A 23,069-nucleotide genomic window follows, 5' to 3' on the forward strand; every position below is an offset into this window, starting at 1 on the left:
AGGGATATAAGAGAAAAATCAGGAATTAAGCAGCGCAAGCGCCTTATCAAGCACCGCCGCGCCGCGCATCATGCCGTAGTCGGCCATATCGATCACCGCGACCGCTTTTCCGTGCGGAGCGGCCAGCGCGCTCAGGCGTCCGGCCTCATACTTCACCTGCGGCCCCAGCAGGATCACGTCGGCGTTGGCCAGCTCGCGCTCAAATTCCGCCACCGCAACCGCGTAGATATCCAGCGACAGCGCGCGCTGCTGCGCCTCGGCTTTCATCTTCGTGACCAGCATGCTGGTTGACATACCTGCTGCACAGCACAGAACGATTCGTTGCATGACCTCTCCCCCAGATGGATTTATGACCTCGCCCGTTAGGGCCTCAGCGAATATATTGTTAAGATTGTGTGAAAGTGAAGGCTATATGAAAATAATTTTCACCGATGTGATCGAAACGTAATTTTTGATCATTATTGCTCGCGCTGTTTAGCCGATTACCGGCGAAACCATAGGAAATACCTTGGGCTGGTGCTATAAATAGGCACAGGCGGTAAGTGAAAAATATTTTCAACGTGATGTTCTGGGGAAAGGGACGGGCAGGATGGATATCGTAGGTCAGTTGCAGCAAGGGCTGGTGCGCTTTAGCGCCCAGGAGTCGCGGGTTGCGGCGTTTATTCTGGAAAATTTGAGCTTTACCGCCAGCGCGTCCATCGATGAACTGGCCGCCAGCGCCGGGGTCAGCCCGGCCACCATCACCCGCTTCGCCCGCTCCGTTGGCTGCGAGGATATTCGCGATCTGCGCAAGCAGCTGGCGCAGGCCAGCGAGCGTCGGACCAGCTGGGTGAGCCCGAACAGCCACGCCCTGCCCGCCGCCTGGCGCGACAGGCTGAGCTATCTTGGCGATACGCTGACCCGGCAGCTGGCGCAGACCTCGGAGGCGGCGGTCGAGAAGCTCAAATCCCGCCTGCTGACCGCGCGCGCCGTACACTGCTTCGCGCTCGGCGCCCAGGATGTTGCCCTCGCCACGCTGCTGCAGCACCAGCTGCTGCCCTCCGGCATCGCCATCAACCTGTGCCAGGACAGCGCCCTGATGCGCATGACGGCCTCGACGCTGAGCGACGATCACCTGCTGCTGGTGCTGGTCACCGCCGGCGCGGACAATATTTTGCAAAGCGCGACCCTGCAGGCGCGAACCCAGGGAGTAACCATCATCGCCCTGGCGCCGGAAAACCACGCCCTGGCCAACATGGCCGCCGGGATTATTCCGCTCCCCGATAGCCCGCAGCTGGCCCGCTACGCCCTGCTGCTGCTGGTCGATCTGCTGAACGATACGCTGATTGCCTGAGCCACGCCGCCTGCCGCCTGCCCGGGCGGCATCGCGACATTTTTATGCTTGTTTTTTAGGCAGATAAATTTACATTTAGCGCAAGCGCCCACCATCCGTACTCTCACCTTTTTACTTTGTCCTGCATCAATAAAATCGCAAACATCTTTGATGCAAATCACTACATATAGAACTTAAAATGCGTCCCGGCCCTACATATTGTATTAATCGTCTATTATGTCGACACAGCCCATCGTAATCTGGCGGTGGTGGGATGTGGATAAAACGGGCCGGAACCGCAGGAAAACGGCGGCAGCTATAGCCCCTCGCGACCTCGGTATACCTTCCGCCTCTGTGGATAACCTGTTCTATAAAGTATGGAGTGATCATGACACCGCATGTGATGAAAAGAGATGGCTGCAAAATGCCGTTTAAGTCAGAGCGCATTAAAGAAGCAATTCTGCGTGCAGCTAAAGCAGCGGGAGTCGATGACGCAGACTATTGCGCCACCGTCGCAGAAGTCGTTAGCCAGCAAATGCAGAACCGGACTCAGGTCGATATCAACGAAATCCAGACCGCCGTTGAGAACCAGCTGATGTCCGGTCCGTGGAAGCAGCTGGCTCGCGCCTATATTGAATATCGCCACGATCGCGATATCGAGCGTGAAAAACGCGGCCGCCTGAACCAGGAGATTCGCGGCCTGGTAGAGCAAACCAACTCGTCCCTGCTTAACGAAAACGCAAACAAAGACAGTAAGGTGATCCCCACCCAGCGCGACCTGCTGGCCGGGATTGTCGCCAAACACTACGCCCGCCAGCACCTGCTGCCGCGCGACGTGGTGCAGGCGCACGAGCGCGGCGAGATCCACTATCACGATCTCGACTACTCGCCGTTCTTCCCGATGTTTAACTGCATGCTGATTGACCTCAAGGGCATGCTGACCCACGGCTTTAAAATGGGCAACGCCGAGATCGAGCCGCCGAAATCTATCTCTACCGCCACGGCGGTTACGGCGCAGATCATCGCCCAGGTCGCCAGCCATATTTACGGCGGGACCACCATCAACCGCATTGACGAAGTGCTGGCGCCGTTCGTGGCCGAGAGCTGCAAGAAGCATCGTAAAATCGCCGAAGAGTGGCAGATCCCGAACGCCGAAGAGTACGCCCGCTCTCGCACCGAGAAAGAGTGCTACGACGCCTTCCAGTCGCTGGAATACGAAGTAAATACCCTGCACACCGCCAACGGCCAGACGCCGTTCGTCACCTTTGGCTTTGGCCTCGGCACCAGCTGGGAATCGCGTCTGATTCAGCAATCGATTCTGCGCAACCGCATTGCCGGTCTGGGTAAAAACCGCAAAACCGCGGTGTTCCCGAAGCTGGTCTTCGCCATTCGCGACGGCCTGAACCACCGCTTCGGCGACGCCAACTACGACATCAAGCAGCTGGCGCTGGAGTGCGCGAGCAAGCGCATGTATCCGGATATCCTCAACTACGATCAGGTGGTGAAGGTCACCGGCTCGTTTAAAACGCCGATGGGCTGCCGCAGCTTCCTCGGGGTGTGGGAAAACGAGGACGGCGAGCAGGTTCACGACGGCCGCAACAACCTCGGCGTCATCAGCCTCAACCTGCCGCGGATCGCGCTGGAAGCTAAGGGCGACGAAGCCGCCTTCTGGAAACTGCTCGACAGCCGCCTGGAGCTGGCGCGTAAGGCCCTGATGACGCGCATTGCGCGCCTCGAAGGGGTGAAAGCCCGGGTTGCGCCGATTCTCTATATGGAAGGCGCCTGCGGCGTGCGCCTGAAGGCGGACGATGACGTGGCGGATATCTTTAAAAACGGCCGCGCGTCGATTTCGCTGGGCTATATCGGCATTCACGAAACCATCAACGCGCTCGCCGGCGGCCAGCATATGTACGATAGCGACGCGCTGCGTGAGAAAGGCATCGCCATCGTTAAACGCATGCGCGACGCCGTGGATCGGTGGAAGGAGGAGACCGGCTACGGCTTCAGCCTCTACAGCACGCCGAGTGAAAACCTGTGCGATCGCTTCTGTCGCCTCGATACCGCCGAGTTTGGCGTCGTCAGCGGCGTGACCGATAAGGGCTACTACACCAACAGCTTCCATCTCGACGTCGAGAAGAAGGTCAACCCTTACGACAAGATCGATTTCGAAGCGCCCTATCCGCCGCTGGCGAACGGCGGCTTCATTTGCTACGGCGAGTACCCGAACATTCAGCACAACCTGAAGGCGCTGGAAGACGTCTGGGATTACAGCTACCAGCACGTGCCGTACTACGGAACAAACACGCCCATCGACGAGTGCTACGAGTGCGGCTTTACCGGCGAGTTCGAGTGCACCAGCAAAGGGTTTACCTGCCCGAAATGCGGCAACCACGACGCGGCCCGCGTCTCGGTGACCCGCCGCGTGTGCGGCTATCTCGGCAGCCCTGACGCCCGCCCGTTCAACGCCGGCAAGCAGGAAGAAGTTAAACGCCGCGTTAAGCATTTGGGTAACGGGCAGATCGGTTAATTCCGAGCGGTTTAGCCCCTCCCCCTCTCCCCAACGAGGAGAGGGGATCAATCAGTAGCCGTTTGACCATTCAGGAGCCGCTCCCGGATCGCGCCGCAAAGCGCTTTTTATCCGGGGCTACCGCCACTATATGGGTTTCCTCAAATCAGTTGGCGTTGTAGCAAGGCGGCAAGCGAGCAAGTCCCGGGGAGCTTACTGTAGTAAGTGACCTGGGCGCACGAGCGCAGCCAACGCCGCTACAGCGTCAAATGAGAAGAGGAAACAATGAATTACCATCAGTACTACCCGGTAGATATCGTCAACGGCCCCGGCACCCGCTGCACCCTGTTCGTCTCAGGCTGCGTCCACGAATGCCCCGGCTGCTATAACAAGAGCACGTGGCGGCTCAACTCCGGCCTGCCGTTCACCACCGAAATGGCCGACCGCATCATCGCCGACCTCAACGACACGCGCATTCAGCGCCAGGGGATCACCCTCTCCGGCGGCGATCCCCTGCATCCGCAGAACGCATCGGAGATCCTCGCGCTGGTGCAGCGCATTCGCGCCGAGTGCCCCGGGAAGGATATCTGGATGTGGACGGGCTACAGGCTTGAGGAGCTCAACGACGCGCAGATGGCGGTGGTCGACCTGATTAACGTGCTGGTCGACGGCAAGTTCGTGCAGGATCTAAAAGACCCGATGCTTATCTGGCGCGGCAGCAGCAACCAGGTGGTGCACCATCTGCGCTAGCCGCGCTTAAAAGCGGCTGACGCACTCCATTGCCACGGTTTTAAATTCGTCAAAGCTGCCGGTGGCGGCAAGGCGGGTCATCGCGCGTTCGCGCAGGAAAGTCACAAAAATATCGTAGATCGCCATCGCCTCTTCATACTCGCTCTTGCTGATGGCCAGCAGGAAGATGATGTGGGCGGTTTCGTCGCCCCAGACCATGCCGTGCGGGGCAATCACGGTGTAGACCACCGTTTTTTTCGCCAGCAGGCCGAGGGCGTGCGGTAGCGCAATGCCGTCGCCGAGCATGGTGCTGACGATGGCCTCACGCTCGACAACCGAGTCATAAAAACCGGCGTCGACAAACCCCTCCTCCTGCAGCTGCTGGCACAGTTCGGCAAACAGCGTCTGGCGATCGATGGGGGTGTCGATGACCCGGAAATGGGCCTCGTCGAAATACTTATCCAGCATCCACGGACGGGTTCTGTCCACCAGCACCAGCTTACCGATCTGATCCAGCTGATAATCCGTCGGGAACGGGGCGATGGTGACCACCGGCTTATCCTTTTCGCCGATGCGCACGGTGGAAATCACGAAATCCTCGGCAACGGCCGCAAGCTGCTCGTAGTCGCGCTGCGACAGGGTGGCGGCAATTTCCAGCTGCGGATATTTGCGCTGCAGGGTCGCCTCGATCATCCGCACCATCGCGTTGCTGGTATCGCACACCAGCAGCACGCGCGGCTGGCGCTGGTAGCCAATATTGTAATGGCGCTCGAGGCCGACGCCGATATGCAGCACCAGGAAGCCGATCTCGTTTTCGCTTATCGCATAGGGGGTGTATTTCCCCCAGCTGGAGACGGCCGCCAGGGTCATATCCCACGCCATCGGGTAGTGCTGCTTGATGTTATCCAGCAGCGGATTGGGGATCATTATCTGGTAGCGCACCCGGGTGATCATGGTCTTAATATGGGTCAGCAGATCGGCGTGCAGCTGGGCGTCATCGAGCAGGTTGTAGTTATACTGGGTGTTGATATAGCGCAGGATGTAGTTCACCAGCGCTTCGTCGTCGTCGGCGCTGATGGTACCCGGATCGACGTCCTGCACCTGGCGGGCGGCAAGGTGCACGCACAGCCACTCCTCTTCCGCCGCGGAGAGCGCCTTCCCCGCCAGCTGCTGCAGCATACCGACCAGCTCCCTTGCGGCATCGCGCACGTTCTGCGCCACGTCTTCAGCGCTAAATTCCGCCAGCGGATAGCCCTCGCTGGCGCGACGCACCACCACCGCGCTGTAGAGGCGGATAAAGCGCTCGCCCTCATCCGTCAGACGGACGTGGTGGCGGGTGAGGATCTCCTGCAGTTCGCGCGCCAGCCGGGCGGAACCCTCCGCGCTCAGCCCGCCTTTATCCACCGGCAGCGGCAGCCCGCCCTGCTGCGCATGCTCCCACAGGAGATCGGTCAGGCAGGCGCGAATCGACACTTCGCTGCCGAACAGCTTCATGCCGTGGCGCGGGCGCGTCTCGAGGGTCAGCTGGTAGCGCTGGAAACGTTCGCGCACGTCCACCATATCGCTCTGCAGCGTGGCGCGGCTGACGAACCACTCGTCGGCAAGGTCTTCGAGCTTGAGCGAAAAGGCCGAGGTCAAAAAGCGTATCAGCAAAAAGTTGATGCGATCCTGCGCGGTACGCGGAATATGCTGCGCCTTCGGCGCCGTCTCCGCCAGCGTCTGATACAGCGTCGGGTCGTCAACGTTGAGCCGATAGCCGCTGCCGCGGATAAGCATAAACTGCGCCCCGTAGGGCAGCAGCAGCGCGTTAAGCGCCGTGATATCGGCGCGTACGGTACGGGTAGAAACTGACAGCCGCTGCGCCAGTTCATCCTGCGGCAGCGTTTCGTTTTGCAGCAGGCTAAACAGCTGCGCTAAACGTTGGTTGGGAAATCGCATGTCAGTTCCTTCATCTTTACGGCTCAAGGTTGAGCGGATATCACCATCTGTGACGGACTGCCTACCGGAGTATAGTCCGGGGCAAAGGTCAGCCTGCCGCTTTTGGGCGCCACGCTGAAACGGGTGATATTATCGCTACGCTGGTTCATGACGTACAGCCATTGCCCCTGATTATCCAGCGTGAGCGTTCGTGGGTAGTCCCCGCGCGTCCAGATATCTTCCTGATGGCTCAGGCTACCGTCCGCCATCACGCTAAAGTGCGCGATGCTGTTGTGCAGGCGGTTCGCCACGTACAGCTGCCTGCCGTCGGCGCTCAGCGCCAGGCCGGCGCCAAAGCTGGTGCCTTTATAGCCCTTCGGCAGCGCGGAGATCGTTTTGCCCTCGCGCAGCAGGCCGCTGGCCTTATCAAGATGATAGAAGGTTAGCGTAGAGGACTCTTCGTTAATCAGCCACAGCCCGTCGCCCTTCGGCGTGAAGACAAAGTGACGCGGCCCGGCTCCCGGCGAAGACGCGGCGATAAACGGCGGATCGTTGGGCGTCAGCTTGCCGCTGGCGCCGTCCATCCGGTACTGATAGATCCGATCCAGCCCCAGATCGGTGGAGTAAACGTATTTCCCGCTGGGATCGGCCGAGATCATATGGGCGTGGGGGCCGTTATGGTCGCTAATGGCAAAGCTGCCCTCAACCGCCGCCGCCGGGCGCGCCGCGCCGGCCGGACCCTGGTCCTGATGCACGTCCACCGCCTCGCCCAGGCGACCGTCTTCCTGCACCGGCAGCACGGCGGTGGTGCCGCTGACGTAGTTTGCCACCAGCAGATGGCGACCGTCCGGCGTCAGGGAGAGATAAACCGGCCCGGCTCCGCCGGAAGAGACCTGGTTTAGCTCGCTCAGCTCGCCGTTAGCCCCCACGCGCCACGCCTGCACCGCGCCCTTTTCCACTTCGCTGGCGGCGTACAGGGTTTTGCCATCGCGCGAAACGGTGAGCTGCGCGACGTTGGGCAGGGAGCTGACCAGCGTTCTGTTGCTCAACGCGCCGGTTTTCGCCTCGACGGTAAAGCGATACAGGCCTTCACCGTTGGGGTTGTAGGTGCCGACCCAGGCGTACTGCGCCTGGGCACAGGTGCTGGCGGCGAGCAGGGAAAGTGAAGCAACAAGCAGGTGACGAGCGGCAGGCATAGTGACTCCTTGATGGTTCGGTAGGGTAAGGTGGCCGTCCTCCGCCCCGCCCTTGCGGTGGGGTTCGGGGGACGGCAGGGCAATGACTATTTAACCAGCGCCCTGGTCATCTCCAGCAGCTGACGCACGTCCGCCGGACGGGTGTTGCCGCTCTCTTTATCGATAATAGAGCTGTAGATGTGAGGGATGATTTTGCTGACGCCGGCGTCCAGCGCGATCTGCAGGATCTCGCCGTAGTTTTGCAGATCGATCCCGCCGGTCGGCTCCAGCCAGAAATCGTGGCGGGCGCAGGCCTGGGCAACGGCGAGGTACTCATCGCGGTGCTTAAGGCCACCCATCGGGAAGTATTTGATTGAGCTACCGCCCATATCTTTTAGTAACGCAATGGCGGTTTCCAGCGGCACGATCCCGTCCGCCGCGCCGCTGCTCAGCGGGCCGGTGGAGATCTTCACCATCCCCGGCGTGCCGGTCGGGGAAACCAGGCCGTTGACGACGGTTTCGCTCTGCCCCAGCAGCGCGCGGCTGGTGCCGACGCCGGTAAAGACCTGGTTGACGTGCTGCGGCTGCACCTGGCGGGAGATCTCGCTGACCATCGCCGACTGGTTTGGATCCCCCGCGCCGAGGCCCACCGACAGCGCGTTATCGATAAGCCGGGCGTATTCACGCATATCGGCCACCGCGCTCGCCACGTCCGGATAATTTTTAGAGAGCACGCCGACCAGAACATGACCTTCCGCCGCTTCGTAGATGTCGCGGGCGTTGTCTTTGCTGCCCGCCAGGACGTTCAGGCACACGCGATCGCGGTAAAAATTCGGGGTCAGTTTCATGCTTTCTTCTCCATGTTCAGAACTTCGCCGATGCGGCGGGAGACGATCTCCAGCTGCTGTGCGCTAACGCTGCGCACGTCGGCCTCAATAATGCCTTCGTTGGCCTTATAGCCGCGGAAGTAGATGGCGTATTCGCCCTGCTTCAGCGCCTCAACCAGCTCGCCGGTGGCGATGCCGGTCACGGCTTCAGTAAACTTAATTTCCGCCCGCGCGATATCGCGGCCGGCGCTATCCCAGACCACCCGCGCGCTCACCCCGGTGAGGGCGTTGAGCTGGTCAATGAACGGCGTCATCTTCGCCACCATCTCATCGCCGCTCTCCTTGCGCGCCGTCAGGTAGTGTTCAATGGCGCAGGTCAGGCCCAGAATGCCCTCTTTACCGACCTTCATCGCCCGGCCAATGCCGGCAGACTGGCGTTTGACCCACTCGACGTACTGCGTTTTACCGATCACCAGGCCGCTGGTTGGGCCCTCAATCGCTTTGGCGCCGCTGTAAATCACCAGGTCGGCGCCGGCGCTGTAGTAGCACTGCAGATCTTCTTCCGCCGCCGCGTCGACGATCAGCGGCAGGTTGTGCTTACGCGCCACCACCACCGCCTGCTCAACGCTGAGCATGCTTTTCTGCACGCAGTGGTGCGATTTGATGTAGAGGATCGCCGCGGTGCGCGGGGTGATCGCCGCCGCCAGCTGGTCGGCGGAGCATTCGTTGGCGTAGCCGGCTTCCACCAGCCTGCCGCCGCCCAGCGCCACCATCGTGCCCACCGGCGCGCCGAAGTTAACGTTATGGCCTTTCGGCAGGACGATTTCGTTGTTTTCGATCGGCGTGACGTGGAGGTTCTCCAGCAGCCAGCTGCTGTCTTTCACCAGCACCGCCGCCACCGACTGGGCGATCCCCGCGGAGGCGCAGGAGACAACGGTGGCCCCTTCGACGTCCAGCAGGTTGGCGATGTACTCGCCGGTTTTATTGACCAGGTCCTTCATTTCGAAGTAGTGATTCATGCCGCTCATGACGGCTTCAACCACTTCCGGGCGCGGCGTGGATACGCCCAGCGCCGTCATGCGGCCTGAAGTATTAATAACCTGTTTTAAATTGTACTTTTCAAAAATCGAAGGCATTTTCCGCGCTCCCTTGTTCGGTCAGATAGCCCTTGCCTGCGCGAATCGCGGCAAGCGGCACCAGAATATTGTCAGCCTGCAGGCTCTCTTTTTCGGCGTCGACCAGTACCGTCGGCGCGTGCTGCAGAGCAAACAGGGTTAAATCTGCGTCGTAGCCCACGGCCAGGCGCCCTTTTTGCGTCAGGCGCAGCCCATCGGCGGCGCTGGCGGTAACGCACTCCACCACCTGCGGTAGCGACATGCCGATGGCGAGAAACTTCGACATCACCAGCGCCAGCGAACGCACCGGGCCGTCAATACGGTTGCGGCAGTAAATATCGGAGCTGATGGTCTGCGGCAGAATGCCCAGCGCTATCGCCCGGCGCGCCACCTCAAAGCTGAAGCTGGCGGTGCCGTGGCCGACGTCAAGGCGCACGCCGCGCTTGAGCGCGCGGGTCACGGAGGCGCGCAGCTCGCCAGAGGCGGTCAGAATGCGGTTCGGCTTGCCGTTATAGCAGTGGGTGATGATGTCCCCCGAGCTCAGCAGGTCGGCAATTTCATCGAGGTTCGGCGGATTGTTGCCGATGTGCACCATCAGCGGCAGGTCGCCGTTTTCGCGCTGCATCGCCTTCGCCCGCTCCAGCGGGGTAATACCGTTGTCACCGACCACGCTGCTGCTCATGCGCGCCTTCAGGCCGACGATAAAATCAGGGTGGCGCTTCACCGCCTGGCTTACCGCATCGGCATCGACGTTGGCCATATTGGCCAGCTCGTTCTGGGCGATCAGCCCGACGCGAGAGATGTTGAGCAGCGCAAAGACCTCGGTGGCCGCGCTGCGGGTCAGCTGATAAAAGTCGTCGATATCGTCCGCGCCGGTGCTGCCCGCGTCAATGACGGTGGTCACGCCGGTGGCAATGCCCACGCTGTCCGGCTGGTCGTGATAAATCGGCGAGTTCGGGTAGCAGTGAACATGGGAGTCAATCCAGCCGGCGCTGGCGTAGCAGCGGCCGTCCAGCTCAATGGTTTTGCGCGCAGGCGCGCTAATCTCGCCCAGCGCCGCAATCTTCCCGTCCTGAATGGCGATATCGGTCAGGGTATCGTCGACGAGGCGCGCACGGCGCAGGAGTAAATCAAACATGGGTCTCTCCTGTTAAAGCGGGCGCTCGCGCGCCCGCAGGACTTAACCAATTGCAATCGGGAAAAGGGAGCCGAGGATCATCGCGCCAAGGATGGCGCCGCCGGTGATCGGCTTCTGCCAGATGTAAAACAGCAGGGCGCCCACCAGAGAACCGATACCGATAGGAATCGATGCGGTCATCGCGCTGAGGATAATCAGCGGCCCGAGGAAGCGGCCGGAGGCGTTGCCCGCCCCCATCATGACGTCGGCACCGTAGGTGGAGTCGCTCTGATTGATGGTGAACTTACGCGCCAGGATGATGATGTAGCCGACGGCGAGGCCCAGCGCCAGGCCGGTAGCCAGCGAGGCGGCAAAGTTGGCCACCGGGAAGACGAAGCCCGCGCCCAGCAGCAGCGCCGGCACGCCGAGGCCGATACCGGTCTGAATCGCGCCGCCGATATCAAGGATACCCACCAGCGAGCCTTCAATGATGCGCGCAAACAGGAAGCTGGCGCCAAACGCCGCGACCGCCCCGTAGGCGCCGGTATCAATGCCCGCTTTCAGCATCGCCACGAAGGCCACTTCGTTAAACGCGCCGATGCCGTAGAGATAGTACATGTGTGTCCCGGCGAAGACGCCGGAGGAGAGCAGGCCAACGAAGATCGGGAACGACCAGTCGGCATACCAAAAACCTTTATTCTGTTCCATTTAGAGGCTCCTGTTATTTGCCGCTGAGCGAGTTGTGAATCAGATCCAGCCAGTTCGGTACGCCCAGGTGGAAGGATTCCAGGGTCTTAATATCGAAGCCGCGGAAGAAGGCGCTCAGCACGAACAGCGCAACAATGGCGGACATCATCACTTTGGTGACGCGGTGCCAGCCGCTCTCTTCGACGCCCTTACCGATCAGGATGCCCAGCACCAGACCCGGAACGGCGTTACCCATAATCAGCTGCGCGGCGCCGCCGAAAATGGTGGCCCAAAAGCCCGACTTTTTCCCGGCATCGATAGCCGCCAGCCAGAAGATAACCGGCATCACCGTGTTAACCAGCAGGTTAGCGGCGGGAACCAGGACCTTAACGGCGGTAACCTGCAGCGCTTCCGGCACGGAAGAGGCGGTCAGGTTAAGGAAGGAGACCACGAACATGCCGATAACGCCGCAGGCAATCGCCATCTTCTTCGGATCGTGCAGCGTCTCGCCGACGTTGCGGTTTTTCAGCATCAGCGCGGCGGCGCCCCAGTTAGGGATGATGCGGTGATCGACGTCCTGGGTGAAGGAGCCTGCTGCGACGGAAGAGGCCCAGGCGTTAAAGAAGAAGCCGAGGCCAAAGGAGAAGTGGGAAGCCGGATCGCCTTCACAGGAGTTCAGCTCGCCCAACGTACGAAATGCACCCATCCCTTGCGTGGTGGGCGCATGAAACATACGTGCCGCTCCGGCGCCCACGCCGACGCCAACCAGGCCGCCGATAATGAGCGATTTTATTAAAATTATCAGGAACATAGTTTAACCCTATGGTGAAAATCAGGTTTGCGTGACGAAATCCACTTTATCGAGATTAATGGCGGTCACGTTGACGGTGACGTTCAGCTCCACGCTGTAGGTCCGTCGTTCACGGCGCAAAAAGAAGAATAAAAAAGCTTCTTTGCGCACCGCTTCACGCGCATGAACAACCTCCACATCCTGTGGCTCAATACGCAGTAAGATGTGCGGCGAGGTTTTCATCACCGCCGCCTGCACGTGGTTCAGGGCATCGGCGAACGCCCTTGTCTTGCTCTCGCCTTTGCCCGTAACGCTCACCGTGGTGGTGAATTGCTCTTTCATACTCAGGCGCCGTATTTCTTTTTCCAGGCTTCTACCAGGCGCTCGCCCAGCTCTTCTTTATCCATAAAGCCAAAGCCCAGAACGTTGTAGCCTTCGTTGATGGCGGTGACGCCTTCGTCAACGGAACGCATACCGTATTTCGCTTTGTAGCCATGTTTGTTTTGCGCGGTGATGGCGCCTGCGCCGCCGCTGCCGCAGAAGGAGATGCCGAAGGTGGCGTTCTCTGCTTTCATCACGTCGCCCAGCTTCATATCAGCGGCAACGCCCGGTACCACGACTGCACGAGCTCCGGCTTTTTCCGCGCCGGCGGCAACTTTCTGTCCTTTACCCAGGCGATCGCCAATTACTACGGTGATTTGTTCCATTTTTTAGCTCCTTACAGGTTTTCTTTTGCGACTTCGAAGTGGACGGACAGCAGCCAGGACTCTTCTTCTGGCAGGTTGCCGAATTGCGCGACCACTTCGCGGGCCAGCATCATTGAATCTTGTGAAATCTCTTCAAACAGGCTGGCATCCACTTCCGGCAGCGGCTCGCCGCTAATTGACCGGTGGGCCATGGCCCGCACGTGGGAGGTCAGCATCTGCTCCTGGACGGCGTTGGGGATGATGTTACGGCGACCTAGCAGGGTATAAACCTGCTGCAGCATCTTCTCAGCCAGCTGCTCGGTTTGCGTTGCCTGCTCCCCTACGTCGTGTGTTACCGCTCCGTTATTCACTTGTCTTACCCCGTTGATGTCTCTGGGGACAAAACTAACGCCGGGGGTGAGGAGTTTGTAGCGAGTTGTTTTCCACTTCGAAGTGGAAAGGCCGCCGGACGATGCGATCCATTGCACAGAATTGGCCTAAATCTGCCGTTTTCGGCAAAAGAGCGTGAGGAGAGTCACAAGAACGTCATTAAATTAGCGTGCGCAAGCGGCCGAAACGGCGGCAGAGAAGAGCGGGAAAATGTGACAGGGAATGGGTTTTATGCAAAGACGTCGTGCAGGAGGTATCGGCTGATACCTCCTGGAAAAGATCTTAACGATACTTCTGGTGGTAGGTGTTACGGGTGGTTTTGAACGCTTCCGCAGCGGCCTGCGCCTCTTTGACCTTGCCTTCATTGGCCAGCTTCAGGGCGCCGTCAATCTGGCCGATCAGGATATCGAGGCCGTGGCGATAGTCCTTCATCTCCGCGCTGTCCGCCGCCTTGCCTTCCAGCTTCGGCGGGGTCTCTTTCTGCGCATCGGCGGCGGCGTCGCGCATCTTCGTCAGCGCCGCTTTCAGCTCGCCGGCATCCGCGGTCTTCTGCACCACCTGCAGGTTCTGCGCGATGGTATCCATATCCTCGCCCAGATCGGCGGCAAACGCCGACGCTGAACCCATCGCCAGGGCTGAGACAGCCAGCGCTGCTAACAGTTTTTTACGCATTGCTCACTTCCTTTTTTATTATTTAAGCACAAGGAAAAGGCGCCACTCGGGCGCCCTTCTATACCCGCTATTCCTCAGGCCGTGGCCTGAATAATCCGGTATAACACGCCGTTATTGCCCGGCGATTTTCATCTCTGGCAGCAGCACGGAACCACACTGGATGTTGCTGCGCATTTCGATATCGTCGGCGACGGTCACGATATTACGCCACATATCTTTCAGATTTCCGGCGATGGTGATTTCGCTTACCGGATACTGAATTTCGCCATTCTCGACCCAGAAACCGGATGCGCCGCGCGAGTAATCGCCGGTCACGCCGCTGACACCCTGCCCCATCAGTTCGGTGACGACAAGCCCGGTGCCCATCTCTTTAAGCAACTTTTCAAAACTCAGGCCGCGGCCGTTGATTCGCCAGTTGTGGATGCCGCCCGCGTGTCCGGTGCTCTTCATGCCCAGCTTGCGCGCCGAGTAGTTGGTCAGCAGCCACTGCGTCAGAATGCCGTCCTTAATGATGTCGCGACGCTCCGTACGCACGCCTTCGCTGTCGAACGGCGTTGAGGCCAGCCCTTTCAGCAGATGCGGATGCTCCTCAACGGTCAGCCAGTCCGGCAGGATCTGGGTGCCGAGGGCGTCAAGCAGGAAGGTCGATTTACGGTACACCGCGCCGCCGGCAATCGCGCCGACCAGGTGACCAAACAGCCCGGTCGCCACTTCGTTGGCAAAAATTACCGGCGCCTTCATGGTCGAGAGCTTGCGCGGCGCCAGGCGCGAAAGGGTGCGGCGGGCGCACTCGCCGCCCACCCACTCCGGCGACGCTAAATCTTCGATCGCGCGGCCGATGGTATAGGCGTAATCACGCTCCATATCGCCGTTTTCTTCCGCGATAACGCAGCTGGACAGCGAATGGCGGGTTGAGCAGTAGCCCTGCAGCATGCCGTGGCTGTTGCCGAACACCTTGATGCCGTAGTGGCTGTTGAAGCTGCCGCCTTCGGTATTGGTGATGCGTTCATCGGCCTGCAGCGCCACCTGTTCAGCGCGGGCGGCCAGCTCGATGGCCCGATCCGGCGTCACTTCCGCCGGGTGGAACAGGTCAAGATCCGGAGCGTCAAAGGCCAGCAGCTCTTTATCGGCAACGCCGGCAAACGGGTCCGGCGAGGTATAGCGGGCAATATCCAGCGCCGCCTGCACCGTGCGGGCAATCGCCTGCGGGCTAAGATCGGTTGAGGAGGCGCTGCCCTTGCGATGCTGATGATAAACGGTGATGCCTAAGGCACCATCGCTGTTGAATTCTACGTTCTCCACCTCGCCGTAGCGGGTGCTGACGCTGATGCCGGTGGTTTTGCTGACGGAGACTTCAGCCCCGTCTGATTTACCTGCCGCCAGGTCCAGCGCCGTGGTCACGGCCTCTTCCAGCGCCTTACGCTGCTGTGCAACTTGAGAGATGACTTTCATCGCTAATGCCATAATGTAGGAAGGAGTTATTTGAAGTCTAACAGAGAACCGTTTTTCAGTGCGCGCCTTAACTGGTAACATTAGCCTCTTTTTTAAGGAGCCTGAGATGACAAAGCAGCCCGATGACTGGCTCGACGACGTTCCCGGTGATGACGTCGAAGATGAAGACGATGAAATTATCTGGGTCAGTAAAAGTGAAATTAAGCGTGACGCCGAAGAACTGAAGCGTCTTGGCGCGGAAATGGTTGAGCTGGGGAAAAACGCGCTGGATAAAATCCCGCTCGATACCGACCTGCGCGACGCCATTGAACTTGCCCAACGGATCAAAAAAGAGGGCCGCCGCCGCCAGATGCAGCTGATTGGCAAAATGCTGCGCAGCCGCGACGTTGAGCCGATTCGCCAGGCGCTGGACAAGCTGAAGAACCGCCACAACCAGCAGGTTGCGCTGTTCCATAAGCTGGAGATGATCCGCGACCGCCTGATTGCCGATGGCGATGACGCGGTGCCGGAAGTGCTGAACCTGTGGCCAGAAGCTGACCGTCAGCAGCTGCGTTCGCTTATCCGTAACGCGCAAAAAGAGAAAGAAGGCAACAAGCCGCCGAAGTCCGCGCGCCTGATCTTCCAGTATCTGCGTGAGCTGGCCGAAGGCGAAAGCTAATTTAGCTCCCGCCCGCCTGGCTTTCCCGCAGGCGGCGCGTCTGTCCGGGCTACCTGATAACGTTTAACCTGTAGCCCGGCATGCGTGCGCATTGCCGGGAAGGCTGGCTCTCCCCGCGCCGCCCGCAGGGTCTCTCCCGCTATCGCCGCCGTCAGGCCGTCCTGAGTTATGTTCAGCGCCTTTCAGCTTTTTTTGCTCCTGTTTTTCCCCTGTTTTGCCCCTGTTTTGCTTCTCTTTGCCTTCTCTTTTGCTCCCTGCTGCTTGCCTGCATTTTTATCCTGCCTGTACGCCGTTTTGCCGGGCGTCAGCAGACGTGACTTTTTTGCTGCCTCAGCCGGCAATAAAAGCTGAATCGTTAAAGCTAATAATGCATGAACTCACAATTTTAGTGGTAACAATAACAACACATTGCATTAAAATAGGACTTGAATCGCAGTTAAAAACAGCAAATCGCGCATATTCTCACCAGGTGAGGCACTTCACATTTTCATCATCCGCTAACTATTAGATTCCCTTCATTGATAACAATATCGATTCAGCAAAAAGAGACGAAAAATGAAAAAAATAGTAGCGTTGACGGCAGTAGCGATGATGATTTCTGGGCAAGTCGCGGCAAAAACCTGGGTGCTGACAAGCGCTGAAAGCAGTACAGAGAAAGGAAACTGGCAGGTAAGCAGCGATCAGCTGAAGATAAAAGATCGCCATTTCAGCATCGAACAAAAAGTGCTCCACGGCGGCAAGCAGGAGGGGAGTAAAGTTATCGTGATTCGCAGCCAGGACGGCCTGACTATCGCCCTCAGCCCGACTCGCGGCATGAATTTACTCAAAATCGAAGGTTTCGGCACGCGGATGGGCTGGGACTCGCCGGTCAAAGAGGTGGTTAACCCGGCCTTTATTAATCTGGAAAGCCGCAACGGGCTGGGCTGGCTGGAAGGTTTCAATGAGATGATGGTGCGCTGCGGCTACGAATGGACCGGTCATCCGGTCACCGCCGACGGGCAGATTTACACCCTGCACGGCAAAGCCGGGAACACGCCGGCCTCGCAGGTTGAGGTCGAGGTTGCCGATAGCGCGCCGTATGAAATTCGCATTCGCGGGCTGGTGAAGGAGAGCACCTTCAAGAAGGCCGATCTGCAGACCATGACCGAGCTGCGCTACGTGCCGGGCAGCAACAGCTTCAGCCTGCACGATGTCTTAACCAACCATGCCGATTATCCGCATGATTATCAGATAATCTACCACAGCAATTTCGGTACGCCGATTCTCGAAGAAGGCGCGCGTTTCCTTGCGCCGATGGCCAGCATCAGCCCGTTCAACGACTATGCCAAAGCCGGTTTGAAAACGTGGCAAACCTATGCCGGCCCGACCAAAGACTTTGACGAGATGGTGTTTAACATTCAGCCGCTCGCCGATGACAATCACCAAACGCTGGCGGCAGTGGTTAACAAGGCTGGCGATAAAGGCGCGTCAATTCAGTTTGATACCCGCCAGCTGCCGGTCCTGACGCTGTGGAAAAACACCGATAGCCAAAAACAGGGCTATGTTACCGGCATCGAGCCAGGCACCAGCTATGCCTATCCGGTGACCATTGAGCGCGAGCAGAAACGCGTGAAGCAGCTGCAGCCGGGCGCCAGCGCACAGTTTGATCTGACCTATACCCTGCTGCACAACAATAAACAGGTTGCCGACGTTGAGCAGAGGATTGCAGCGATCCAGGGCGACGCGAAGGTTGCGGAAAACGACGCGCCGATCGCCAAAGAGTAACCTCCGGCCGGCGCTGCTCCCGGGCTTAGGGCTGAGGCCGCGCCGGCACCGCACATCCCCTTCCCGGCGCCAGCGCCGGGATATCGGTTTAGGCCATCACCACCTGGCGCAGCTGCTGCGCAAAGCGCCGGTACTGCGCCTCGTCAATCGCCTGCGGGTAGCTCAGCACCATCAGCGCATGATCGGCGATGCCGTAATGATAGGTCGGGTGACGATGTGGCCACGGGTTGTCGCTAAAGCCCATCGCGGCGTAAAACTGCAGCCGCCGGCGGGCGATTTCCGTGGTCAGCGGATCGATCTCGAGGATGGTCAGCGGCGCACGCTCCAGTATTTCCGCCAGCAGGCGCTTGCCGTAGCCGCGCGAGCGCAGGCCGTCGTCAATCGCCAGATGTTCAATGTAGCCATAGCCCGCAAACTGCCAGCTGCCGCTCAGCCCGATAAACTCGCCGTCATCAAACCACGCCTCCAGCGCATAGTGCGGGTCGCGCAGCGCGCGCTGTTTAGCCAGCGGCTCGCGCTGCTCGTGCCAGGGAAAAGCCTTGACGTACAGCGCGTCGAGCGCGGGAAAGTGCGGAGAATCGGTCGAAGTCAGTTTTTCAGAAGTGAGCATGACAAAATCCAGGATGGCAAAAAAGTCTGCCCTCGCGCGGAGGGCAGAGAGACGATCGTCGGAACTACTCTGCCGCAACCGCCTTGCTGGCCAGCTTATCCAGCAGCTTCTGATGAATGCCGCCGAAGCCGCCGTTGCTCATCACCAGAATGTGGTCGCCCGGATGGGCGGTTTTGATGATCATATCCACCAGCACGTCGACATCGGCGCTCCAGTGGGCGGGCTGCACGCAGGCTTCAGCCACCTCGGCGACCTGCCACGGAATATGCTGCGGCTGAAGCAGGAACACTTCGTCCGCGCGGCCCAGCGACGGCGCCAGATCGTCTTTGCAGACGCCCATTTTCATGGTGTTCGAGCGCGGTTCGAGCACCGCCAAAATGCGGGCGGTGCCGCCAACCTTGCCGCGCAGCGCCTGCAGCGTCGCCAGGATCGCCGTCGGGTGGTGGGCAAAATCGTCGTACACGGTGACGCCGTTCGCTTCGCCGCGCAGCTCAAGGCGGCGGCGGGCGTTGATAAAGCTGCCCAGGGCGTTGGCGGCGTCCGCCGGCACTACGCCGACGTGGCGGGCGGCGGCAATCGCCATCAGGCCGTTGTGCATATTATGCTCGCCGACCAGCGCCCACTTCACTTCCCCGACCTTCTCGCCGTCAAGCCAGACTTCCCACTGCGAGGCGTCGGCGTTGAGCTTCTTCGCCTGCCAGTGGCCCTGCTCGCCGACCAGCTCCTGCTCGCTCCAGCAGCCCATCGCCATGGTCTGCTTCAGATTGATGTCGTTTTCCGGCAGGATAATTTTGCCCTGGCCCGGGACAATGCGCACCAGGTGATGGAACTGCTTCTGGATAGCCTTCAGGTCGTCAAAGATATCCGCGTGATCGAACTCAAGGTTATTGAGGATCAGGGTTCGCGGGCAGTAGTGAACAAACTTCGAACGCTTATCAAAGAAAGCGCAGTCATATTCATCCGCTTCGATAACAAAGAACGGGCTGTCGCCCAGGCGCGCGGAAACCTCGAAATTGCCCGGCACGCCGCCGATCACAAAGCCCGGCTGATAGCCGCAGGCTTCGAGGATCCAGGTTGCCATGCCGGCGGTCGTCGTTTTACCGTGGGTGCCGGCTACCGCCACAACCCAGCGATCGCGCAGGACGAAATCATGCAGCCACTGCGGGCCGGACATGTACGGAATGTTGTTTTCCAGCACCGCTTCGACGCACGGATTGCCGCGGGTCATCGCGTTACCGATGATCACCAGGTCCGGCCGAGGCTCCAGCTGGCTGGCGTCATATCCTTGAATTAGATCGATCCCCTGGTTTTCCAGCAGGGTGCTCATCGGCGGATAAACGTTAGCATCCGACCCCGTTACCTCATGACCGAGGGAACGCGCCAGCATCGCCAGCCCCCCCATAAACGTGCCACAGATACCTAAAATATGAATGCGCATTCGTCACTTCCCTCTTTAATCTGGCGCACATTTTACCCTTATGTTCGGCATCAGAGAAATGCATTTCAGGCGAATCCGTTTTTTGCTGGCGCGATTCACCTGTGCGTATTTTTTTTATTCTTTGTTAAGATTGTTGCGTTCGTTTTACTTCACATAAACATGCAGGGAACGGGTTATGAAAACGTTAGGTGAATTTATTGTCGAAAAGCAGCACGAGTTCTCCCACGCAACCGGCGAGCTAACTGCTTTGTTGTCGGCGATAAAACTAGGCGCCAAGATCATCCACCGCGATATCAACAAGGCCGGTCTGGTCGATATCCTGGGTGCCAGCGGTGCTGAAAACGTGCAGGGCGAGGTGCAGCAAAAACTCGACCTGTTCGCCAATGAAAAATTGAAGGCCGCACTGCGAGCGCGCGATATTGTTGCCGGGATCGCCTCTGAAGAAGAAGACGAAATCGTCGTCTTTGAAGGCTGCGAACACGCAAAATACGTGGTGCTCATGGACCCGCTGGATGGTTCCTCTAACATCGACGTTAACGTCTCTGTCGGGACTATCTTCTCCATCTACCGTCGCATAACCCCGGTCGGCACGCCGGTCACCGTTGAAGATTTCCTGCAGCCGGGCAGTAAACAGGTCGCCGCAGGCTACGTGGTTTACGGCTCCTCCACGATGCTGGTTTATACCACCGGCTGCGGCGTGCACGCCTTCACCTACGATCCTTCTCTTGGCGTATTCTGCCTCTCCCAGGAGCGCATGCGCTTCCCGGAGAAAGGCAATACCTACTCCATCAACGAAGGCAACTACATCAAATTCCCGCTGGGCGTGAAGAAGTACATTAAGTTTTGCCAGGAAGAGGATGTCGGAACCCAGCGCCCCTACACCTCGCGCTATATCGGCTCACTGGTAGCGGATTTCCACCGCAATCTGCTGAAAGGCGGCATTTATCTCTACCCAAGCACCGCCAGCCACCCGGACGGCAAGCTGCGCCTGCTGTACGAATGCAACCCGATGGCGTTCCTCGCCGAGCAGGCGGGCGGTAGGGCCAGCGACGGTAAAGAGCGTATTCTCGATATCGTCCCGGTTAGCCTGCACCAGCGCCGCTCCTTCTTCGTCGGCAACAACCATATGGTTGAAGACGTTGAAAACCTGATTAAAGAGTTCCCGGACGCGTAACGCCTCTGGCTTCCCCTCTCGCCCGGCGAGAGGGGATCTTTCTTATGCTAGCTCACCCGCGATACCGGCGAGTTCTGGCGGTTTTCCCACAGCACCGTCAGCCCGCGCTGCAGCGCAATAAAGATAAACAGCAGAATGCCTATCGCAATTTTCGTCCACCACGAGCTGAGCGTGCCGTCGAAGTTGATGTAGGTCTGAATCAGCCCCTGAATCGCCACCCCGAACAGCGTGCCTAATACCGTGCCGACGCCGCCGCTGAGCAGCGTGCCGCCAATCACCACTGACGCAATCGCGTCCAGCTCAACGCCAACTCCGGCCAGCGCGTAACCGGCCTGGGTATAAATAGAAAAAACGATCCCCGCCAGCGTCGCCAGCCCGGTCGAGAGCATGTAGATGCGGATGGTGGTCCCACGCGTCGAAATGCCCATCAGGTTCGCCGAGACGGCGCTGCCGCCCATGGCGTACACCTGATTGCCAAAGCGGGTGCGGTGAGCCATAAAAATGCCCGCCACCACCACCAGCAGCATCAGCAGCCCCATCGCGCTCAGGCGACCGCCGCCGGGAATGGTCCACGCCAGCCCGGAGAGCGTGTCATACACCGGATGATCGATAGGGATGGACTCTTCAGAGACGAGGTAGCTCACGCCGCGCAGGAAGAACATCCCGGCGAGGGTAATAATAAACGCCGGGATCTTCAGCGTATCGATAAGCCAGCCCATCAGCGCGCCAAACGCGCAGCCCATTACCAACACCAGCGGGAACGCCAGCAGCGGCGTAATTCCCCAGACGCCAATCGCTTTTGCGAGGAACACGCCGGTGAAGGCGATGACCGACCCGACTGAGAGGTCGATGCCGCCGGAGAGGATGACGAAGGTCATCCCCACGGCGATGATGCCAAGAAAGGCGTTATCGGTGAGGATATTGCAGATCACCCGCGTCGAGGCGAAGCCGGGAAACTGGGTCAGGCAATAGAGGTAGCCCAGCACGAATACGGCAAGGGTAATCATCAACGGCAAGTTACGTTTTATCACGGCCGCGCACTCCTTTCAGTAAGCTGATAAAGCGCGGCGACTGAACGATCAGTACGCACAGCACCACCACCGCTTTCACTACCTGGTTTAACTCCGGCGGGAAACCCGACAGCAGGATCCCGGTGTTCATCCCCTGGATAATCAGCGCGCCGATCACCGAGAGCAGCAGGTTAAAGCGCCCGCCCATCAGCGATCCGCCGCCGATCACCACCGCGAGGATGGCGTCCAGCTCCAGCCACAGCCCGGCGTTGTTGGCATCGGCGCCGCGAATATCCGCCGCCACGATGATCCCGGCTATCCCCGCGCACACGCCGCTGAGCACGTAGGCCAGCATCACGACGATGCGGGTGTTGACCCCGGCATTTTTCGCCGCCCGAATGTTGATCCCGACCGCTTCAATAAACATCCCCAGCGCGGTTTTGCGGGTGAACAGCCAGAACAGCAGCAGCGTGGCGGCTGCAATCAGCACCGGCGTCGGCAGCAGCAGCAGCGAGCCGCTGCCGAGCCACGCCAGAGGCGGCGAGTCAAAGGTGACAATCTGCCCGGAGGTGATCAGCTGCGCGACGCCGCGCCCGGCCACCATCAGGATCAGCGTGGCCACGAACGGCTGAATCTTCAGCACCGCCACCAGGATGCCGTTCCATAGCCCGGCCAGCGCGCCCGCGCCCAGCGAGGCCAGCAGCACCACCGGCAGGCTATGCCCGGCAACGGTCATCGAGGCGGCGGTCGCGCCGGCAATCGCCATCACCGCGCCGACCGACAGGTCAATCCCGCCGGTAGCGATAACCAGCGTCATGCCAATCGCCAGCAGCGCGACCGGCGCCGCGCGGTTAAGAATATCGATGGGGCTACCGAACAGGCGCCCCTCCTGGAGGGCAATCTGGAAAAAGTGCGGCGCCACCAGGCTGTCGACGGCCAGCACCAGCAGCAGCGCAATGATTTGCGGCATACCCTTCGGCCAGCTGAAGCGACGCTTCGTTTGGCCGGTTTGCGGAAGAGACCCTGGCATCATGATTTAC

General features: G+C 59.6%; 23 protein-coding genes. 6 read left to right on the top strand and 17 right to left on the bottom strand.

Features of this window, described 5'->3' with window-relative positions:
- Window positions 1-18: 18 nt before the first annotated feature.
- Window positions 19-327: a PTS sugar transporter subunit IIB gene (locus PFH44_RS00240; RefSeq protein ID WP_041143771.1), complete on the bottom strand. Its 309-nt coding sequence runs from the start codon at window positions 325-327 to the stop codon at window positions 19-21.
- A 262-nt stretch (window positions 328-589) separates the two neighbouring features.
- On the opposite strand from PFH44_RS00240, the gene PFH44_RS00245 reads away from it, so the two are divergent.
- The 3 genes from PFH44_RS00245 to nrdG all read left to right on the top strand — a co-directional run bounded on the left by PFH44_RS00245 (window position 590) and on the right by nrdG (window position 4,568).
- Window positions 590-1,333 carry a MurR/RpiR family transcriptional regulator gene (locus PFH44_RS00245; RefSeq protein ID WP_045853313.1) on the top strand — a complete coding sequence of 248 codons (744 nt, stop codon included), beginning with the start codon at window positions 590-592 and terminating at the stop codon, window positions 1,331-1,333.
- 367 nt (window positions 1,334-1,700) lie between these two features.
- A complete protein-coding gene (gene nrdD / locus PFH44_RS00250) occupies window positions 1,701-3,839 on the top strand; it encodes an anaerobic ribonucleoside-triphosphate reductase (protein ID WP_045853314.1) in 2,139 nt (712 codons plus the stop codon).
- Window positions 3,840-4,103: 264 nt separating this feature from the next.
- Window positions 4,104-4,568: an anaerobic ribonucleoside-triphosphate reductase-activating protein gene (gene nrdG / locus PFH44_RS00255; protein WP_045853315.1), complete on the top strand. Its 465-nt coding sequence runs from the start codon at window positions 4,104-4,106 to the stop codon at window positions 4,566-4,568.
- A gap of 6 nt (window positions 4,569-4,574) precedes the next feature.
- Here the strand turns inward: nrdG and PFH44_RS00260 are convergent, their stop codons facing one another.
- The 12 genes from PFH44_RS00260 to pmbA form a co-directional block, all read right to left on the bottom strand.
- A complete protein-coding gene (locus tag PFH44_RS00260; RefSeq protein ID WP_283824043.1) occupies window positions 4,575-6,485 on the bottom strand; it encodes a BglG family transcription antiterminator in 1,911 nt (636 codons plus the stop codon).
- Window positions 6,486-6,508: 23 nt separating this feature from the next.
- Window positions 6,509-7,660 carry a lactonase family protein gene (locus PFH44_RS00265; RefSeq protein WP_283824044.1) on the bottom strand — a complete coding sequence of 384 codons (1,152 nt, stop codon included), beginning with the start codon at window positions 7,658-7,660 and terminating at the stop codon, window positions 6,509-6,511.
- 86 nt (window positions 7,661-7,746) lie between these two features.
- Window positions 7,747-8,487, bottom strand: a complete 741-nt coding sequence (gene dagF / locus PFH44_RS00270) for a 2-dehydro-3-deoxy-phosphogluconate aldolase (protein ID WP_041143765.1) — start codon at window positions 8,485-8,487, stop codon at window positions 7,747-7,749.
- Window positions 8,484-9,602 (bottom strand): DgaE family pyridoxal phosphate-dependent ammonia lyase, encoded by a 1,119-nt coding sequence (locus PFH44_RS00275; protein ID WP_283824045.1) that lies wholly within the window; start codon window positions 9,600-9,602, stop codon window positions 8,484-8,486. The genes dagF and PFH44_RS00275 overlap by 4 nt, the downstream gene beginning before the upstream one ends.
- Window positions 9,586-10,719, bottom strand: coding sequence for an amidohydrolase/deacetylase family metallohydrolase (locus PFH44_RS00280; protein ID WP_283824046.1), 1,134 nt, complete (start codon window positions 10,717-10,719; stop codon window positions 9,586-9,588). The genes PFH44_RS00275 and PFH44_RS00280 overlap by 17 nt, the downstream gene beginning before the upstream one ends.
- A 42-nt stretch (window positions 10,720-10,761) precedes the next feature.
- Complete coding sequence (locus PFH44_RS00285; protein ID WP_032689791.1) at window positions 10,762-11,406, bottom strand: DUF4310 family protein; 645 nt, start codon at window positions 11,404-11,406, stop codon at window positions 10,762-10,764.
- A 13-nt stretch (window positions 11,407-11,419) separates the two neighbouring features.
- Entirely contained in the window at window positions 11,420-12,196 is a 777-nt protein-coding gene (locus tag PFH44_RS00290; protein ID WP_041143762.1) for a DUF4311 domain-containing protein, read from the bottom strand.
- A 21-nt stretch (window positions 12,197-12,217) separates the two neighbouring features.
- On the bottom strand, window positions 12,218-12,517 hold the full coding sequence (locus PFH44_RS00295) for a DUF4312 family protein (RefSeq protein ID WP_041143761.1): 300 nt from the start codon (window positions 12,515-12,517) through the stop codon (window positions 12,218-12,220).
- A gap of 2 nt (window positions 12,518-12,519) precedes the next feature.
- Entirely contained in the window at window positions 12,520-12,882 is a 363-nt protein-coding gene (locus PFH44_RS00300; protein ID WP_045853321.1) for an SFCGS family glycine-rich protein, read from the bottom strand.
- An 11-nt stretch (window positions 12,883-12,893) separates the two neighbouring features.
- Window positions 12,894-13,232 (bottom strand): glycine dehydrogenase, encoded by a 339-nt coding sequence (locus tag PFH44_RS00305; protein ID WP_041143759.1) that lies wholly within the window; start codon window positions 13,230-13,232, stop codon window positions 12,894-12,896.
- Window positions 13,233-13,533: 301 nt separating this feature from the next.
- A complete protein-coding gene (gene cybC / locus PFH44_RS00310) occupies window positions 13,534-13,923 on the bottom strand; it encodes a cytochrome b562 (RefSeq protein WP_045853322.1) in 390 nt (129 codons plus the stop codon).
- Window positions 13,924-14,034: 111 nt separating this feature from the next.
- Complete coding sequence (gene pmbA / locus PFH44_RS00315) at window positions 14,035-15,387, bottom strand: metalloprotease PmbA (protein ID WP_283824047.1); 1,353 nt, start codon at window positions 15,385-15,387, stop codon at window positions 14,035-14,037.
- 94 nt (window positions 15,388-15,481) lie between these two features.
- Here pmbA and yjgA point away from each other — a divergent pair, with 94 nt between their 5' ends.
- Both yjgA and PFH44_RS00325 read left to right on the top strand, forming a co-directional pair.
- Window positions 15,482-16,033 (top strand): ribosome biogenesis factor YjgA, encoded by a 552-nt coding sequence (gene yjgA / locus PFH44_RS00320; RefSeq protein WP_283824048.1) that lies wholly within the window; start codon window positions 15,482-15,484, stop codon window positions 16,031-16,033.
- A gap of 555 nt (window positions 16,034-16,588) precedes the next feature.
- Window positions 16,589-17,797 (top strand): aldose 1-epimerase family protein, encoded by a 1,209-nt coding sequence (locus PFH44_RS00325; protein WP_283824049.1) that lies wholly within the window; start codon window positions 16,589-16,591, stop codon window positions 17,795-17,797.
- Between the two features lie 88 nt (window positions 17,798-17,885).
- On the opposite strand, the gene PFH44_RS00330 is transcribed toward PFH44_RS00325, so the two are convergent.
- Both PFH44_RS00330 and mpl read right to left on the bottom strand, forming a co-directional pair.
- Window positions 17,886-18,407, bottom strand: coding sequence for a GNAT family N-acetyltransferase (locus PFH44_RS00330; RefSeq protein ID WP_283824050.1), 522 nt, complete (start codon window positions 18,405-18,407; stop codon window positions 17,886-17,888).
- A gap of 64 nt (window positions 18,408-18,471) precedes the next feature.
- The gene (mpl, locus tag PFH44_RS00335) at window positions 18,472-19,845 is read right to left on the bottom strand and encodes a UDP-N-acetylmuramate:L-alanyl-gamma-D-glutamyl-meso-diaminopimelate ligase (RefSeq protein WP_283824051.1); all 1,374 of its coding nucleotides are present in this window, start codon (window positions 19,843-19,845) and stop codon (window positions 18,472-18,474) included.
- A gap of 175 nt (window positions 19,846-20,020) precedes the next feature.
- Here mpl and fbp point away from each other — a divergent pair, with 175 nt between their 5' ends.
- Entirely contained in the window at window positions 20,021-21,019 is a 999-nt protein-coding gene (gene fbp / locus PFH44_RS00340) for a class 1 fructose-bisphosphatase (protein WP_283824052.1), read from the top strand.
- Window positions 21,020-21,066: 47 nt separating this feature from the next.
- Here the strand turns inward: fbp and yjfF are convergent, their stop codons facing one another.
- Together yjfF and ytfT are read right to left on the bottom strand one after the other, a co-directional pair.
- Window positions 21,067-22,050, bottom strand: a complete 984-nt coding sequence (gene yjfF, locus PFH44_RS00345; RefSeq protein ID WP_045853330.1) for a galactofuranose ABC transporter, permease protein YjfF — start codon at window positions 22,048-22,050, stop codon at window positions 21,067-21,069.
- Complete coding sequence (ytfT, locus tag PFH44_RS00350) at window positions 22,037-23,062, bottom strand: galactofuranose ABC transporter, ATP-binding protein YtfT (protein ID WP_045853331.1); 1,026 nt, start codon at window positions 23,060-23,062, stop codon at window positions 22,037-22,039. Before ytfT ends, yjfF begins: the two co-directional genes overlap by 14 nt.
- Between the last annotated feature and the right edge of the window lie 7 nt (window positions 23,063-23,069).

The organism is Klebsiella sp. Ech2A, from assembly GCF_030078455.1.
GTDB classification, from domain to species: Bacteria; Pseudomonadota; Gammaproteobacteria; order Enterobacterales; family Enterobacteriaceae; genus Klebsiella; species Klebsiella terrigena.

Bases quoted from the DNA above. Each gene is read 5' to 3' on its own strand.
- PFH44_RS00240 (WP_041143771.1), bottom strand. From the start codon at position 327: ATGCAACGAATCGTTCTGTGCTGTGCAGCAGGTATGTCAACCAGCATG.
- PFH44_RS00245 (WP_045853313.1), top strand. From the start codon at position 590: ATGGATATCGTAGGTCAGTTGCAGCAAGGGCTGGTGCGCTTTAGCGCC.
- nrdD (WP_045853314.1), top strand. From the start codon at position 1,701: ATGACACCGCATGTGATGAAAAGAGATGGCTGCAAAATGCCGTTTAAG.
- nrdG (WP_045853315.1), top strand. From the start codon at position 4,104: ATGAATTACCATCAGTACTACCCGGTAGATATCGTCAACGGCCCCGGC.
- PFH44_RS00260 (WP_283824043.1), bottom strand. From the start codon at position 6,485: ATGCGATTTCCCAACCAACGTTTAGCGCAGCTGTTTAGCCTGCTGCAA.
- PFH44_RS00265 (WP_283824044.1), bottom strand. From the start codon at position 7,660: ATGCCTGCCGCTCGTCACCTGCTTGTTGCTTCACTTTCCCTGCTCGCC.
- dagF (WP_041143765.1), bottom strand. From the start codon at position 8,487: ATGAAACTGACCCCGAATTTTTACCGCGATCGCGTGTGCCTGAACGTC.
- PFH44_RS00275 (WP_283824045.1), bottom strand. From the start codon at position 9,602: ATGCCTTCGATTTTTGAAAAGTACAATTTAAAACAGGTTATTAATACT.
- PFH44_RS00280 (WP_283824046.1), bottom strand. From the start codon at position 10,719: ATGTTTGATTTACTCCTGCGCCGTGCGCGCCTCGTCGACGATACCCTG.
- PFH44_RS00285 (WP_032689791.1), bottom strand. From the start codon at position 11,406: ATGGAACAGAATAAAGGTTTTTGGTATGCCGACTGGTCGTTCCCGATC.
- PFH44_RS00290 (WP_041143762.1), bottom strand. From the start codon at position 12,196: ATGTTCCTGATAATTTTAATAAAATCGCTCATTATCGGCGGCCTGGTT.
- PFH44_RS00295 (WP_041143761.1), bottom strand. From the start codon at position 12,517: ATGAAAGAGCAATTCACCACCACGGTGAGCGTTACGGGCAAAGGCGAG.
- PFH44_RS00300 (WP_045853321.1), bottom strand. From the start codon at position 12,882: ATGGAACAAATCACCGTAGTAATTGGCGATCGCCTGGGTAAAGGACAG.
- cybC (WP_045853322.1), bottom strand. From the start codon at position 13,923: ATGCGTAAAAAACTGTTAGCAGCGCTGGCTGTCTCAGCCCTGGCGATG.
- pmbA (WP_283824047.1), bottom strand. From the start codon at position 15,387: ATGGCATTAGCGATGAAAGTCATCTCTCAAGTTGCACAGCAGCGTAAG.
- yjgA (WP_283824048.1), top strand. From the start codon at position 15,482: ATGACAAAGCAGCCCGATGACTGGCTCGACGACGTTCCCGGTGATGAC.
- PFH44_RS00325 (WP_283824049.1), top strand. From the start codon at position 16,589: ATGAAAAAAATAGTAGCGTTGACGGCAGTAGCGATGATGATTTCTGGG.
- PFH44_RS00330 (WP_283824050.1), bottom strand. From the start codon at position 18,407: ATGCTCACTTCTGAAAAACTGACTTCGACCGATTCTCCGCACTTTCCC.
- mpl (WP_283824051.1), bottom strand. From the start codon at position 19,845: ATGCGCATTCATATTTTAGGTATCTGTGGCACGTTTATGGGGGGGCTG.
- fbp (WP_283824052.1), top strand. From the start codon at position 20,021: ATGAAAACGTTAGGTGAATTTATTGTCGAAAAGCAGCACGAGTTCTCC.
- ytfT (WP_045853331.1), bottom strand. From the start codon at position 23,062: ATGATGCCAGGGTCTCTTCCGCAAACCGGCCAAACGAAGCGTCGCTTC.